The sequence below is a fragment of the Micromonospora deserti genome, assembly GCF_003236335.1.
Taxonomy (GTDB): domain Bacteria; phylum Actinomycetota; class Actinomycetes; order Mycobacteriales; family Micromonosporaceae; genus Micromonospora; species Micromonospora deserti.
The window spans coordinates 1-13,822 of sequence record NZ_POUB01000160.1 but is presented as its reverse complement, the minus strand read 5'-3'; the positions used below and the strand labels follow the sequence as shown (position 1 = coordinate 13,822).

The 13,822-nt window shown below is 75.2% G+C and carries 13 protein-coding genes and 1 riboswitch; of the genes, 8 read left to right on the top strand and 5 right to left on the bottom strand.

Going from position 1 to position 13,822, the window contains the following annotated elements; all coding sequences use genetic code 11:
• The first annotated feature begins 5 nt into the window (after nt 1–5).
• The 3 genes from C1I99_RS20755 to C1I99_RS20745 all read left to right on the top strand — a co-directional run bounded on the left by C1I99_RS20755 (nt 6) and on the right by C1I99_RS20745 (nt 2,253).
• Complete coding sequence (locus C1I99_RS20755; protein WP_233512617.1) at nt 6–377, top strand: DUF3263 domain-containing protein; 372 nt, start codon at nt 6–8, stop codon at nt 375–377.
• A gap of 333 nt (nt 378–710) precedes the next feature.
• The gene (locus tag C1I99_RS20750; protein ID WP_233512616.1) at nt 711–1,544 is read left to right on the top strand and encodes a hypothetical protein; all 834 of its coding nucleotides are present in this window, start codon (nt 711–713) and stop codon (nt 1,542–1,544) included.
• 199 nt (nt 1,545–1,743) lie between these two features.
• On the top strand, nt 1,744–2,253 hold the full coding sequence (locus C1I99_RS20745; protein WP_111135884.1) for a GNAT family N-acetyltransferase: 510 nt from the start codon (nt 1,744–1,746) through the stop codon (nt 2,251–2,253).
• 7 nt (nt 2,254–2,260) lie between these two features.
• Here the strand turns inward: C1I99_RS20745 and C1I99_RS20740 are convergent, their stop codons facing one another.
• The gene (locus C1I99_RS20740; RefSeq protein ID WP_111135883.1) at nt 2,261–4,534 is read right to left on the bottom strand and encodes an AAA family ATPase; all 2,274 of its coding nucleotides are present in this window, start codon (nt 4,532–4,534) and stop codon (nt 2,261–2,263) included.
• 97 nt (nt 4,535–4,631) lie between these two features.
• Nucleotides 4,632–5,063: a hypothetical protein gene (locus C1I99_RS20735; RefSeq protein ID WP_111135886.1), complete on the bottom strand. Its 432-nt coding sequence runs from the start codon at nt 5,061–5,063 to the stop codon at nt 4,632–4,634.
• 113 nt (nt 5,064–5,176) lie between these two features.
• On the opposite strand from C1I99_RS20735, the gene C1I99_RS20730 reads away from it, so the two are divergent.
• Both C1I99_RS20730 and C1I99_RS20725 read left to right on the top strand, forming a co-directional pair.
• Nucleotides 5,177–8,044 carry an alpha/beta fold hydrolase gene (locus C1I99_RS20730; protein WP_111135882.1) on the top strand — a complete coding sequence of 956 codons (2,868 nt, stop codon included), beginning with the start codon at nt 5,177–5,179 and terminating at the stop codon, nt 8,042–8,044.
• A complete protein-coding gene (locus C1I99_RS20725; protein ID WP_111135881.1) occupies nt 8,044–8,949 on the top strand; it encodes a DUF2705 family protein in 906 nt (301 codons plus the stop codon). The genes C1I99_RS20730 and C1I99_RS20725 overlap by 1 nt, the downstream gene beginning before the upstream one ends.
• On the opposite strand, the gene C1I99_RS20720 is transcribed toward C1I99_RS20725, so the two are convergent.
• Together C1I99_RS20720 and C1I99_RS20715 are read right to left on the bottom strand one after the other, a co-directional pair.
• The gene (locus C1I99_RS20720) at nt 8,944–9,642 is read right to left on the bottom strand and encodes a DUF4232 domain-containing protein (protein ID WP_111135880.1); all 699 of its coding nucleotides are present in this window, start codon (nt 9,640–9,642) and stop codon (nt 8,944–8,946) included. The genes C1I99_RS20725 and C1I99_RS20720 overlap by 6 nt on opposite strands.
• A gap of 179 nt (nt 9,643–9,821) precedes the next feature.
• A complete protein-coding gene (locus tag C1I99_RS20715) occupies nt 9,822–10,178 on the bottom strand; it encodes a hypothetical protein (protein ID WP_233512615.1) in 357 nt (118 codons plus the stop codon).
• A 335-nt stretch (nt 10,179–10,513) separates the two neighbouring features.
• Here C1I99_RS20715 and C1I99_RS20710 point away from each other — a divergent pair, with 335 nt between their 5' ends.
• A complete protein-coding gene (locus tag C1I99_RS20710; RefSeq protein ID WP_111135879.1) occupies nt 10,514–10,750 on the top strand; it encodes a winged helix-turn-helix domain-containing protein in 237 nt (78 codons plus the stop codon).
• A 155-nt stretch (nt 10,751–10,905) separates the two neighbouring features.
• Here C1I99_RS20710 and C1I99_RS20705 read toward each other — a convergent pair whose 3' ends face one another.
• On the bottom strand, nt 10,906–11,220 hold the full coding sequence (locus C1I99_RS20705; protein ID WP_111135878.1) for an ArsR/SmtB family transcription factor: 315 nt from the start codon (nt 11,218–11,220) through the stop codon (nt 10,906–10,908).
• Nucleotides 11,221–11,310: 90 nt separating this feature from the next.
• On the opposite strand from C1I99_RS20705, the gene C1I99_RS20700 reads away from it, so the two are divergent.
• Both C1I99_RS20700 and thrC read left to right on the top strand, forming a co-directional pair.
• A complete protein-coding gene (locus C1I99_RS20700; RefSeq protein ID WP_111135877.1) occupies nt 11,311–12,288 on the top strand; it encodes a DMT family transporter in 978 nt (325 codons plus the stop codon).
• 85 nt (nt 12,289–12,373) lie between these two features.
• A riboswitch (SAM riboswitch) is annotated at nt 12,374–12,509 on the top strand.
• Nucleotides 12,510–12,519: 10 nt separating this feature from the next.
• Nucleotides 12,520–13,806 (top strand): threonine synthase, encoded by a 1,287-nt coding sequence (gene thrC / locus C1I99_RS20695; RefSeq protein WP_111135876.1) that lies wholly within the window; start codon nt 12,520–12,522, stop codon nt 13,804–13,806.
• Nucleotides 13,807–13,822: the final 16 nt, after the last annotated feature.

Below are 13,822 nucleotides of genomic sequence, written 5' to 3'. Positions count from 1 at the left end.
GCTCCGTGCCGACCCCGCAGGCCGCCCCGGTCCCGCCGCCGCGCTCCGCACCGGACGCGGAGACCGCTCCGCCGTCGGCTCCGGACGCCGACCCGACGGACGCGCTCACGACCGGCGGCGCCGGGGGTGACCCGCACGGCCCCGCCGCCGGGCTCACCGAGCGGGAGCGGGAGATCCTCGCCTTCGAACAGCGGTGGTGGCGGCACGCCGGCGCGAAGGAACAGGCCATCCGGGACAATTTCGGCCTCTCCGCCACCCGCTACTACCAACTCCTCAACGCGCTGCTCGACCACCCCGCCGCGCTGGCCGCCGAACCGGTCCTGGTCGGCCGGCTGCGCCGGCTGCGCTCCTCCCGGGCACGCAACCGCCGCCGCTGACCGGTGTCGTGCCACCCGACCCGTCGCGACCGGTTCGTCCGGTGCTGCCCGCCGATCGAGGGCGCGGACCGGCGGGGCGGAATGTCGGCGACCGGCGCGGGTAGGCGGACGGCGTTCCGGGCTGCGGTCGGCGGCCGGTTCAGGTACCGGGGTGCGACCCCTGGCCCCCCGAGGGCCGACGGAGGGAGCGGGCGATGACGGCGATCAAACCGGGCCGGTCAGCGGCCGGCGCGGCCGGCGCGGGGCAGCGGGCCCGGCAGGAGGGACAGGCGTATGCGACCGCCGACGACGGCTGCCGCTGAGGCGACCCGGGTGGTCGGTGCGGCACGGACCATGCGGGTACGCTCCGCGTCCGCGCCGCCGCCCGACCGGCCGGTCAACGAGGACCTGGTCTTCCGCTTCGGGCCGCTGGTCGGCGTGCTCGACGGCGCCACGGTGCCGGAGGGCTTCGACACCGGCTGCGTACACGGACCGTCCTGGTACGTGCGGCACCTCGCCGCCCGGCTCGGGCTGGCCGAGGCGGTCCGCCCCACGGCCACCCTGATGAGCAACCTGGCGGCGGCGATCCTCGCCGTCCGGGCCGACCATGCCGACGAATGCGACCTGGATCATCCGGGCACCCCGTCGAGCACGGTCTGTCTGCTCCGCGACGGCGGTGACCACGTCGACTACCTGGTCTTGTGCGACAGCCCGCTGGTGCTCGACGCCGGTGGCGAGGTGACCGTGGTCACCGACGACCGGCTGGACACCGCGATGGCGGAACTGCGGGCCACGGTCGCGGCGCTGCCGGCCGACTCCGCCGACCGCGCCACCCGGTTCCGGCAGGCGGTCGGCGTGCAGCGGGAGCGGATGAACCGTACCCACGGCTACTGGGTGGCCGCCGCCGACCCGGACGCGGCGTTCCACGCGGTGACCGGGACCCTGCCGCTGCGGGGCCCCGGCGCGGTACGCCGGGCGGCGCTGCTCAGCGACGGTGCTTCGGCCGTGGTCGAGCAGTTCGGGCTGCTCGACTGGGCGGGGCTGCTGGACGTGGTGACCGCCGAAGGGCCGGGCGCACTGATCGACCGGGTGCGGGCCGCCGAGCGCGACCACCCCGACCGGCTCCGGCGGCACAAGGCGGCCGACGACGCCTCGGTCGTGCTCTGCGAGTTCTCGCCCGGGGCCTGAGCCCTCCCGATTGGGGTGGGGTGGCTGACCGCGCAGGCCCCGGAGTCCGCCCGCCGCCGGAGCTCGGTCGGGCGGGTGGCTGACAGCGGAGCGTGAGGCGGAACACGATGCGGGCCGACCGGCCGCAACCTTCCGCCGGACCGCCAGTGCACGCCCAACGGGGTGGACTTGGGCCGGTAGGGCCGGCAGACTGCGGCACGTGACGGGAGCGGTCCGGCTGGAGCCGGTGGACGAGCAGAACCTGGAGCCGTTGCTCTCCGTAGCGGCCGCTGAGGCGGAGCCCGCCGACGTGATGCCGCCGGTGGAGGCGCCGGCGGGGTGGTCGCACGCCCGCCGGGAGGCGTTCCGGGAGTTCCACCGGGCGAGGTTCGGGGGCCTGTCCGGCCCCACCGGCACCCAGATGTACGCGATCCTGGTCGGCGGCGAGGTGGTCGGGATGATCCGGATGACCCGCCGCGACGAGCCGGGCACCGTCGAGACCGGGATGTGGCTGGGCCGGTCCGCGCGCGGCCAGGGAATCGGCCCGGCCGCCCTGCGCGAGCTGCTGAACGTGGCCGCGGCGGCCGGCATGCGGCGCGTGGTGGCCGAGACCAGGCGGGACAATTCCGGAGCCGTCTCGGTACTCGAGAAGTGCGGCGCGACGCTGCGCGAGAACGGCGACACGGTGCGCGCCGAAATCTGCCTCGATTCGACGCCCCCGGCGTTCTGACTCCGGGTCACTCCCGGCCGGCCGCGTACGCGGCGAGCCAGGCGACCTGGGCCGGGTCCAGGGACGGGCGGACTCGGGCGCGGGCCGCCGCGACGTGCGCGGCGGTGACCGTGGAGGCGGCCAGCGACTCGCGCATGGCGGCCAGCGCCGCCTCCCGCACCAGCGCTGCGCAGTCCGCCGCCGAGAACCCGTCCAGCTGCTCGCCCAGCCCGGCCAGGTCGACCTCCGGTGCCAGCGGCACGTTCCGCGAGGCGGCGCGCAGGATCTCCGCCCGGGCCGGGCCGTCGGGCGGCGGCACGTAGACCAGCCGTTCCAGCCGGCCCGGCCGCAGCAGCGCCGGATCGACCAGGTCCGGGCGGTTGGTCGCGCCGACGACCACCACGTTGCGTAGCGTCTCCACCCCGTCCAGCTCGGTGAGCAGCGCGGCGACGACCCGGTCGGTGGTGCCGCCGTCGGTGGCCTGGCCGCGTACCGGCGCCAGTGCGTCGACCTCGTCGAGGAAGACCAGCGTGGGTGCCGCCTCCCGGGCCCGGCGGAACAGCTCGCGGACCGCCCGTTCGCTCTCGCCCACCCACTTGGACAGCAGCTCCGCGCCCTTGACCGAGAGCACGTTCGCCCGGCCGGACCCGGCCAGCGCGGTCACCAGGTACGTCTTGCCGCAGCCGGGTGGGCCGTAGAGGAGCACGCCGCGCGGCGGCTGCACGCCCAGCCGGGCGAAGGTGTCCGGGTAGGACAGCGGCCAGAGCACCGATTCGGTGAGCGTCTCCTTCACCTCGGCCAAGCCGCCCACGTCGTCGAGGCTGACCGAGGCGATCTCCAGGGTCGACGCGGCCATCGTGGTCGGCCGGACCACCTCCAGTGCCGTGGTGAAGTCGCCCATCGCCACCGACGGCGTCGGCGCGGACTTCTGTCGCAGCGCCGCGCGCACTCCGGCCTCGCGGACCAGCGCGGCCAGGTCGGCGGCGACGAACCCGGGCGTACGCGCGGCGACCTCGTCGAGCCGGACGTCGTCGGCGAGCGGGACCTGCCGGGTCAGCACGGCCAGCTGCTCCCGGCGCAGGGCCGGGTCCGGCAGCGGGACGCGGATCCGCAGCGAGAGCAGGTCGGGGCCGCGCAGCGCCGGGTCGACCGCCTCGGGGCGGCCGGTGGTGCAGACCACGGCCGCCCCGGCCCGCAGAGTCTCCGCGAGCACCTGGCGGAACACCGTGGCCACCGGGCCCGGCGGGTCCGCTGGGGCGAGCGCCTCCACGTCGGTGACCAGCAGGACGACGGCGGGACCGGCGGCGCGTACCTCGGCGGCGGCGGCGCGCAGCCGGTCGGCGGCCGCCTGGTTGGTCAGCGCGGCCACCTCCGGCCCCCAGAGCGGGCGGACGCCGGCGCCGACCCGGGCGGCCACCGCGTGCACCAGGGCCGACTTGCCGGAGCCGGCCGGCCCGTCGACCAGGACGCCGAGCGAGACGCCGGTGCCCAACCGGCCGAGCACCTCCCGGTGGTGGAAGCCGAGGTCGAGCAGTTCGGTCAGCTCCTGGGCCTGGGCTCGCAGCCCGGGCAGTTCCTCCACCAAGGGCGCGTCGGTCGCTCCCGCCACACCGGCCGCCGACCCGGCGTCGGTGCTCGCGGAGGCGGCGGTCGGTGCACCGCCCGGGCGCACCGGGCCGGCCGACGTGGCCCGGGTCCGGGGCCCGATGCTGGCCGAACCGTGGGTGACCTGGCCGTGTTCCCAGCCGACCTGGGTGTCCATGGTGACCAGAGAGCCGACGTCCGGCTCGGCGGCGACCACGCGCAGCAGGGTGCTGGTCCAGGCGTACCCGACGCTGTTCGACAGGCTCCGCCGGGCGGCCTCGACCAGCCCGCGCACCGAGGCGTCCGGCAGCACGTCCTGCGGCAGCAGCGACACGTCGTCCCCGGTGGTCACCACCTTGCCGAGCAGGGCCAGCCGGAGCATCTCCGGGGCGACCGCCGCGGCGACCTGCGCCGGACCGGTGAGCACCACCCGGCGGGCCGCGGTGACCGGCAGCGGGCCCACCGTCACCTGGCCCCCGTCGCGGACGCCGAGGTTGCCCAGCATCAGGTCGTCGGCGTGAAGCAGGGCGACGCCCGCGGTCGGCTCTCCCGCCGCGGCGATGCCGGCGGTCACCCGCCCGCCGGCCAGCCGCACCGGATCCCCGGGGCGCAGCGCCAGCGCGGTGAGCACCTCCGGGTGCAGCCGGACGACGCCGCGCCGGGCGTCCAGCGCCGCCGGTCGCAGGCAGGCGGTCAGGGTCAGGTCGGGTTGCGCCACCCGCCCGACCCTAGCCGCCGCCGTCACCCCACGCCCGTCGCGTACCGCCGCCGCGTCCGACCCGTCGGTCCTGCGTGCGGGCGGGCCGGGGCCGGTGTCACGGGTGCGGGTCGAGGTCGCTGAGCAGGGACGGGTCCCGGCGGATCAGCTCCGCCAGCCGGGCCGCCGGGTCGGGGCTCGATCCGTCCCAGCCGGGCGTTCGGTCCGGCACGGTCCCGACCGGCATGGGCCACACCGGCGGTGGTACGGCGGCAACCTCCGCGCTGACCGTCACGCTCCCGCCGGACCAGGCCACCCGCAGCGGGTACGCCTGCCCGTCGTGCTCGACGCGGAGCGCGACCGCCGTGCCGGGGTGAGCCGCGACCACCCGGCCTACCGCCTCGACGACCTCCTTGACCGGATCCCGCCACCCGCCCTCGTTCGCCCGGCGCCGACCCGGCGCCGGGTCGGTCGGCTCGGTGACCCGCCGGCGCAACGCCTCCTCGCGTCGGGCCAGCCGGGCCAGTGTCTCGTCCAGGCCACCTCTCATCACCACCACCTCTTCTGAGGAAACGGAGCTGACCGCTCAGGAGTTCAGTCCCCCCACTCCCGGGCGGCCCGGTCTCAGCCAACGCTCAGCATCCGGGCCGTACCGTGTGGCGAATGAGATCGCCGTTGTCGGCCGCGTGGATCCGGCGTGCCCTGCCCACCCGCCGGCGTGCGGTCGCCGCCGCGGCGGTCGTCGTGCTGGTCGCCGCCGCCGTGGCCTGGGTGCTCCGACCGCAGGGCCCGGACGTCCGCGCCGAGGCCGCGATGCTCACCGTTCGGTCCGGACCGGCCGGTGACCAGCCGGTCGACCTGGACACCACGTTCTACCTGCCGGGGGACGCATCGGCCGATCGCAAGGTGCCGGCCGTGCTGCTGGCGCACGGCTTCGGCGGCACCAAGGAGTCCGTCCGCGCCGACGCGGAGGAGTTCGCCGGCCGCGGGTACGCGGTGCTGACCTGGACGGCTCGGGGGTTCGGCCGCAGTGGCGGGCAGATCCACCTCGACCACCCCGACTACGAGGTCCGGGACGCCCAGCGACTGCTGGACTGGCTCGCCGCCCGTCCGGAGGTCCGTACCGACGCCGCCGGCGACCCGGCGGTCGGCGTGGTCGGCGGCTCGTACGGCGGCGGGCTGGCGCTGCTGCTCGCCGCGCAGGACCAGCGGGTCGACGCGATCGTCCCGATGATCACCTGGAACGACCTGTCCCGGGCGTTCCTGCCGGAGAGCACCGGCAAGGAACCCGTCGAGGGCGTGTTCAAGAAGGGTTGGGCCGGTCTCTTCTTCGGCGGGGGCGGCAACGCCGGCTCCGGGCCGGCCGGGCTCTCCGGGGCCAGCGCCGCCCAGCCCGAGGGGGCGCCTGCCTCGGCCGGGCCGCCGAGCCCGGGGCCGGGCGGCGGACCGGGCACCGGTCCGGGGCGCGCGCCGGCCGGCGCCGCCGACCCGTCCTGCGGCCGGTTCGCCGCCGACGTCTGCGCCGCGTACCTGCGGATCGCCACCACCGGCCGGGCCGACCAGGCGGCCGTGGACCTGCTGCGCCGCTCCTCGCCGGCCGGCGTGCTGGACCGGATCAGCGCTCCGACGCTGCTGGTGCAGGGCGAGGCGGACACCCTCTTCCCGCTCAGCGAGGCGGACGTCAACGCCCGCGGCATCGCCGCCACCGGCACCCCCGTCCGGGTCGCCTGGTTCACCGGCGGCCACGACGGCGGGGAGGGGCCGAGGACCGACTCCGACCGGGTCAGGTTCCTGACCGCCCAGTGGCTGGACCACTATGTCAAGGGTGCGGGCTCCGTCCCGGGCGACGACTTCACCTGGTCGCGGATCGCCGGCTTCGACGCCCTGGACCGGGGCCTGGTGGCCACCGGCTACCGCACCGCCGACTACCCGGGCACCGGCGGCACCGGCCGTCGGGAGGTGGAGCTCGCCGGCCCGGCGCAGCAGGTCGCCAACCCGCCGGCCGGGAACCCGGCCGCCATCTCCTCGGTGCCCTTCGCCGGGGAACTCTCCGCGCTGCTCGGCGGGGTGGCCGGCGACATCCCCGGCCAGCACGCCCGGTTCGAGTCGGCGCCGCTGGCCGAGGCGGTGGACGTGGCCGGCGCGCCGACCGTTGACATCCGGGCCGCTTCGCCGACCGGCGAGGCGGTGCTCTTCGTCAAGCTCTACGACGTCGACCCGAACGGCGCGGCGACCCTGCCCAACGGGCTGGTCGCCCCGGTCCGGCTCACCGGCCTGCCGGCGGAGATCGACGCGGCGCGCCCGGTGACCGTCACCCTGCCGGCGATCGTCCGCCGGGTCGAGGCCGGGCACCGGCTCCGGGTGGTGGTGGCCACCTCCGACCAGGCCTACGCCACGCCGGTTGAGCCGGTCGTGCACACGGTGGCCCTCGGTGGCGGCGCGGTCACCCTGCCGACCCTGGCCGGTGAGCCCATCCCCACCGCCGCCACGGTCTGGCGTTGGGTGCTGGTCGGGCTGCTCGCCGCGATCGCGGTCGGGCTCGTCGTGGTCGTCGCCGTGGTCCGCCGCCGGCACCGCCGCCAGGACAGCTCCGTCCACCCGGCGTACGCGGACACCCCGCTGGCCGTGCGCCAGCTCCGCAAGGAGTACGCCGACGGCTTCGTGGCGGTCTCCAACGTGGACTTCGAGGTGCACCGCGGTCAGGTGGTCGGCCTGCTCGGCCCGAACGGCGCGGGCAAGACCACCACGCTGCGGGTGCTGATGGGGCTGACTCAGCCCACCGCCGGGGAGATCTACGTCTTCGGCCACCGGCTGGTGCCGGGGTCGCCGGTGCTCTCCCGGATCGGCGCGCTGGTCGAAGGGCCCGGGTTCCTGCCGCACCTGTCCGGCCTGGAGAACCTGAAGGCGTACTGGCGGGTGACCGGTCGGTCGGTCGAGGACGCGCACTTCGACGAGGCGCTGGAGATCGCCGGGCTGGGCGGCTCCGTGCACCGGAAGATCAAGAACTACAGCCACGGCATGAAGCAGCGGCTCGCCATCGCGCAGGCCATGCTCGGCCTGCCGGAGCTGCTGGTGCTGGACGAGCCGACCGACGGGCTCGACCCGCCGCAGATCGCGGAGATGCGCCGGGTGCTCCAGCGCTACGCCACCGACGGCCGCGCCGTGCTGGTCTCCAGCCACCTGCTGGCCGAGGTGGAGCAGACCTGTACCCACGCCGTGGTGGTGAACAAGGGCCGGATCGTCGCGTCCGGCCCGGTCGAGGAGATCGTCGGCGAGTCGCCCAGCGTGCTCTTCGACGTCACCGACCCGCAGGCCGCCCGTACCGTGCTGGACCGGCTTGCCGGGGTGCGGGTGCTGCCCGACGGTGCGGGCCAGCTGGTGGTGGACACCAACGGCACCGCCCGCAGTGAGGTGGTGGCGGAGCTGGTCCGGGCCGGGATCGGGGTGGACCGGGTGGTGCCGAGGCGCCGCCTGGAGGACGCGTTCCTCGCCCTGGTGGGCGAGAACTCTCGGGGAAGCGGGGACAGGTGATGGCGGGCTCTGGCGTCGAGGCGCGCCCGGACGGCGCGGGCCGGGCCGGCTCGGTCGGTGCGGCGGCGGGCTACCGACCTTCGGCGACGCTGCCGTTCGGCGCGGAGTTCCGGCGGCAGGCGTCGCGGCGGCGTACCCAGCTGGCCCTCGGGTTCATGGTGCTGCTGCCGCTGATCATCCTGATCGCGTTCCAGTTCGACTCCGGGAACGACGACGACAACGGGCGGGGCGAGTTCGGCAGCCTGATCGAGTTCGCCACCAGCGGCGGGCTGAACTTCACCCTGTTCACCATCTTCGTCTCGGCGTCGTTCCTGCTGGTCGTGGTGGTGGCGTTGTTCTGCGGGGACACCGTGGCCAGCGAGGCGAGCTGGGGCAGCCTGCGCTACCTGCTGTCGGTGCCGGTGCCCCGGGCGCGGCTGCTGGCGGTGAAGCTGCTGGTCGCGCTCGCGTACTCGGCGCTGGCGCTGCTGCTGCTCGCCGGCACCGCCCTGCTGATCGGCACCCTGCGCTACGGCTGGGAGCCGTTGCGCAGCACCGTGGCCGCCGAGTTGGCGCCGGGGGAGGGGCTGCTGCGGCTGCTGGGCGTCCTCGGCTACCTGGCGGTCGTCCTGCTGGTGGTGGCCGGCCTGGCGTTCCTGCTGTCGGTGACGACGGACGCCGCGCTGGGTGCGGTCGGCGGGGCCGTGCTGCTCTGGATCCTCTCCAGCATCCTCGACCAGATCACCGCGCTCGGCGCGCTGCGCGCGTTCCTGCCGACCCACTACGGCACCGCCTGGCTCGGGCTGCTCTCCACGCCGGTGCAGACCGACGACGTGGTCCGCGGATCCATCTCGGCGATCAGCTACGCGACGCTCTTCTGGGGCCTGGCGTTCTGGCGGTTCACCCGCAAGGACGTCGTCTCATAGCACCGGCACGGACCGGGTCGGTTCGGGCGTACCCGGTGCCGGCGCGTCCTGTGTCGGGCCGGCCGGTGTCGGCGTGGCCGCCGGCTCGGTCGCGTTCCGCCAGGCGCTGACCCCGACCCGGTTGGTGTTGCCCAGGTCGATCGGGCCGTCCAGGCCGACGGGCTGGGCCGGCTGGCCGGCGACCGGGGCGACCTCCAGGCGCTCCCCGGCGGTGGCGACCACGGTCGGGTCGGTCACCAGGTTGCGCCAGAGCACGGCGGCGGTGGCTCGCTCTCCGGGTTGCAGGGTCATCGACCGGGGCGGGTCGTCGAAGCCGGAGGTGATGCCGGTCGCCCCCTCGACCGCCTGGACCGGGATCGGCTCGCCGTCGGCGTCGAGCACGCGCAGGGACGGGTAGCCGTGCAGCGGGTAGCTGGTCGGACCGCAGTTGACCAGCTCCAGGCCGAGCGCGCGCAGCCCCATGGCGGCGTCGGTCCCGAGGGCGCGGATCCGGACGCCCGGCTCCGGGCACGCGGCCAGCGGGTCGGCCCCCGACGCCGTCGGGCCCGGTCCGGCCGTCCCGGTCGCCGGTGCCGGCCCGTCCCCGCCCATGCGCGAGTGGTCGTCGAGGGTGCAGGCGCTGAGCAGCAGGGCGCCGGCGATCGGCAGGCCGAGGAGTGTGTGGCGGCGACGCGCCGCCGGTCGGGATGCCATCCGCCGATCCTCGCATCCGCCGATCCCGCCTGCCGGGCGGCCGGTTGCCGTCTCGCACGCGGCCGGTTGCCGTCTCGCACGCGGCCGGTTGCCGTCTCGCACGCGGCCGGTTGCCGTCTGGCGCGCCGCCGGCCCGCCGTGGTGTGTCCGGCCGCCGCTGTCGAGCTGCCCCGTCCGTGCTACCGCCCGGGTCGACGCAGTGTCTCTGGCGCCTGTCGAGCTGGATCGGGTGGGACATCGCTGGCGTCCTGGCCGATGGAACAGGTGCCGGCGTGCTCGGCGCGCCGGGCGCACCGGCCGCCGCCGGGTAGCCGGTGGTCGCACCAGATCCGGGTACGCAGGAACTGGCGGTCCTCCTCGCTGAGCGTCGTCTCGCCGAAGTCGATGACGGTGACGTGCCCGAGCGAGCCCCGGAGCGCCTCGGCCAGCGCGGCGGCCCCGGCCAGGCTGGTGAGGGTGGTGGGCAGGTGGACGATCCAGCGCGGTGCCGAGGGATCCGCCCCGGGGCGGTCGCCGTCCCGAGTGCTCTGGTCCATGGCCCTCCCTGTGGTCGCGGCGCCGAGGCGGGCGGGGTCGTACGACAGCCGCCCGGGTGGCTGCCGGCCGGAGCCCGGCACCCGCCCCGGGCCTGCTCGTGCGCCGCGCCACAGCGGCACGGCTGGTGCGATCTGCGATCTGCGAACTGCCGAGGTGCCGGGGCGGCCTGCGGGCCACCCCGGCGGTCCGGGAGGACCCCGGAGAGGGAATCTGCCCTGGTGCCAACCCGGGCGACTCGCCCCGATGCTATTCAACCTAGTGACATAGGTCAACGATGTTCTTGAGGTTTGCGGTGATCAGATGATCAGATGGGAGTGCCAACCCGGAGGACTCCATGCCTGCCATCCCTCTCAGCTACGTCGATATCGCAGCCGACGTCACCGCTCGCATCGAGGCGGGCGAGTACCAGCCCGGCGACAAGCTTCCGTCCTACTCAAAGCTTGCGGAGTTGTACTCCGTCTCCTTCTCGACAGCTGCCCGGGCGGTGGCTTTGCTTCGTGACCGGGGCGTCGTGGTCGGCGCGCCGGGTCGCGGCGTCTACGTCCGCGAGCAGGGCGGGCGCCGGCAGTAGGTGCGCGGTCAGGGTGTCCGCTCCCCGGTTCGGTCGGCTGCCTCGTCCGAGTGATGCCGCCGGGCGGCGGCATCCGAGTTCGGGTCGACGGCTCGTCCCGGTGACTCGGTGTCGGCGGTGGTGGCGCCCGGGCCTGCCGCGCCGGGGGAGGGCGGTCAGCCGGCGGAGGCCGGGGCGGGCGCGGCGAGCACCGCGTCGAGCAGGCCGGGGTAGAGGCGGTCCAGCTCCTCCCGGCGCAGCCGGACGAACCGGCTGGTGCCGGCCACCCGGGTGCGGGTCAGTCCGGCCTCGCGCAGCACCTTCAGGTGGTGGCTGCGGGTGGCCTTGGAGACCCCGAACTCGAAGGTGCCGCAGGCGTACTCGCCGCCCTCGGCGAGTGTCCGCACGATCCCCAGCCGGACGTCGTCGGCCAGTGCGGCCAGCACGGCGGTGACCGGCACGTCGCGCAACTCGGGTTCGTGCAGCTCCATGTGACCAGTGTAACGCTTGTTCGACTTTCGTCGAACAAGCTCCTACTGTCGTGGGCGTTGGTTCGAAGATACTCGAACATAGGAGCTGTCATGCGCTCTCGGGCCGCCGCCTTCCCGCTGCTCGCCGTCCTCAGCTGGGGCGTGATGTTCCCCGTCCTGGCCAGCGCGCTGGTCCGGGTCGACGCGCTGAACCTGGCCACCGCCCGGTACGTCCTGGCCGCCGCCGTCCTGCTCGCCCTGCTACTGCTCCGGGAGGGGGCCGTCGCGCTGCGCCTCGCCGGCCGGGCCACGGAGGTGGCGGTGCTCGGCATCGTCGGGTTCGCCGGCTTCAACCTGCTGACCAACCTGGCGCTCGGGCACGCCGCCCCGCAGCAGATCGCGCTCTTCGCCGCCACCACCCCGCTGGTCACCCAACTGGTCCGCTGGGCACGCGACGGCGTACGCCCACGGCCGGCGCTCCTCGCGCTCTCCCTGGTCGCGCTGGTCGGCGTCGGCCTGGTGATCACCCGCGGCCGGCTCGACGGCCTCGGTGAGTTCGGCGTGGGTGGGCTGCTGATGGTGGGCGCGGTGCTCGCCTGGGCGACCTACACGCACGGGGCGAGCCGGTTCGGCGGTTGGTCCCCGCTGCGCTACACCACCCTGACCACGCTCGCCGGGATGCTCGCCATGCTGGCCGCGAGCACCGTGGCCGACCTCGCCGGCTGGCAGCACGCGCCGGCCGCCGCCGACCTCGTCGCGGTCGCCCCGCAGCTGGCGTACGCCGTCATCGTGGCCGCGGTGATCGCGGTGCTGGCCTGGAACACCGGCGTGCAGCGGCTCGGCTCGGCCAACGCGGCGCTGTTCATGAACCTGGTCCCGGTGACCACGTTCGCGGTGCAGGCCGTCCGCGGCTACCAGGTCGGCGCGGTGGAGCTGGTCGGCGCGGCGCTGACCATCGCCGCCCTGGTCGCCGCCAACCTGACCACCCGCCCGCGCCCGGTCGCCCGCCAACGCCCCGCCGACTCCGCGGGGACCGCGGTCGCCGACCCGGTGGCGGTGGTCGACCCGGTCGCGGCGGTCGCCCGCTAGCAGGATCGTGCGGGGCCGCTCACAGCGTGGGAACCCGGCTCGGCAGACGCGGCAGCAGTGCATAGACTCGGCGGCACAACTTCATACCTCATCCAGAGGGGCTGAGGGATACGGCCCGACGACGCCCCGGCAACCACCCCGCGCGCTCACCGCAGAGCGACCGGCGGGGCAGGTGCCAATTCCGTCCCCGCCGCAGGGTGCGACGCGGGGAAAGATGAGAGGAATCTCGACATGACGTCGACGCTTGCCCCCTCGGGCATCGACACCACCGCCAGCCCCGCCCGCGCCCTGGTCTGCCGCGCCTGTTCGGCCCGGTACCCACTCGCCGCTCAGCACGCCTGCTACGAGTGCTTCGGCCCACTGGAGGTCGACTACGACAGCGCGGCGCTCGCCACCGTCACCCGGGAGCGGATCGAGGCCGGCCCGCAGAACATCTGGCGGTACGCGGCCCTGCTCCCAGCCGGCCAGGACCCGGCGACCCGGGTCACCCTGGACCCGGGGCTCACCCCGCTGGTCGCCGCCCCGCACCTTGCCGCCGAGCTGGGCATCACCGCGCCGCTCTGGGTCAAGGACGACAGCGCCAACCCGACCCACTCGTTCAAGGACCGGGTGGTCTCGGTGGCGCTGACCGCCGCCCGGGCGCTCGGCTTCACCCGGTTCGCCTGCGCCTCGACCGGCAACCTGGCCAACTCGGTCGCCGCGCACGCGGCCCGTGCCGGGGTTCCCTCGGTGGTCTTCATCCCCAGCGACCTGGAACAGGGCAAGGTGGTCACCACCGCTGTCTACGGCGGTGAGCTGGTCGCCATCGACGGCTCGTACGACGACGTGAACCGGCTCTGCGGCGAGCTGGTGGAGACCGACGAGTTCGAGGACACCGCGTTCGTCAACGTCAACGTGCGCCCCTACTATGCCGAGGGCTCCAAGACCCTGGGCTACGAGGTGGCCGAGCAGCTCGGCTGGCGGATCCCGGCGCAGGTCGTGATCCCGATGGCCTCCGGTGAGCTGCTCACGAAGATCGACAAGGCGTTCAGCGAGCTGGTCGAGATCGGCCTGGTGGAGGCGCCGGCCGGCGGCTGGAAGGTGTTCGGCGCCCAGTCGGCCGGCTGCAACCCGATCGCCACCGCCCTGCACGCCGGCACCGACACCATCACCCCCGTGAAGCCCACCGGCATCGCCAAGTCGCTCAACATCGGCGACCCGGCCGCCGGGCTCTACGCGCTGGAGGCGGTGCGGCGCACCGGCGGCTGGATGGAGTACGTCGACGACGACGAGATCCGGGCCGGCATCGAGCTGCTGGCCCGGACCACCGGCGTGTTCGCCGAGACCGCCGGCGGGGTCACCGTGGCGGTACTGCGCAAGCTGGTCGAGTCCGGCCGGCTCGACCCGGCTGCCGAGACGGTCGTCTTCAACACCGGCGAGGGGCTGAAGACCCTCGACGCGGTCGCCGGCCAGGTCGGCCCCACCCACCGGATCAAGCCGTCGCTGCGCGCCGCCCGTGACGCCGGCCTGCTCGGCTGACCACCCTGCCTCCCCC

Excerpts from the sequence above, each read along its gene's own strand:
- C1I99_RS20750 (WP_233512616.1), top strand. The coding sequence starts at position 711 with ATGCGGGTACGCTCCGCGTCCGCGCCGCCGCCCGACCGGCCGGTCAAC.
- C1I99_RS20735 (WP_111135886.1), bottom strand. The coding sequence starts at position 5,063 with ATGAGAGGTGGCCTGGACGAGACACTGGCCCGGCTGGCCCGACGCGAG.
- C1I99_RS20730 (WP_111135882.1), top strand. The coding sequence starts at position 5,177 with ATGAGATCGCCGTTGTCGGCCGCGTGGATCCGGCGTGCCCTGCCCACC.
- C1I99_RS20725 (WP_111135881.1), top strand. The coding sequence starts at position 8,044 with ATGGCGGGCTCTGGCGTCGAGGCGCGCCCGGACGGCGCGGGCCGGGCC.
- C1I99_RS20720 (WP_111135880.1), bottom strand. The coding sequence starts at position 9,642 with ATGGCATCCCGACCGGCGGCGCGTCGCCGCCACACACTCCTCGGCCTG.
- C1I99_RS20715 (WP_233512615.1), bottom strand. The coding sequence starts at position 10,178 with ATGGACCAGAGCACTCGGGACGGCGACCGCCCCGGGGCGGATCCCTCG.
- C1I99_RS20710 (WP_111135879.1), top strand. The coding sequence starts at position 10,514 with ATGCCTGCCATCCCTCTCAGCTACGTCGATATCGCAGCCGACGTCACC.
- C1I99_RS20705 (WP_111135878.1), bottom strand. The coding sequence starts at position 11,220 with ATGGAGCTGCACGAACCCGAGTTGCGCGACGTGCCGGTCACCGCCGTG.
- C1I99_RS20700 (WP_111135877.1), top strand. The coding sequence starts at position 11,311 with ATGCGCTCTCGGGCCGCCGCCTTCCCGCTGCTCGCCGTCCTCAGCTGG.
- thrC (WP_111135876.1), top strand. The coding sequence starts at position 12,520 with ATGACGTCGACGCTTGCCCCCTCGGGCATCGACACCACCGCCAGCCCC.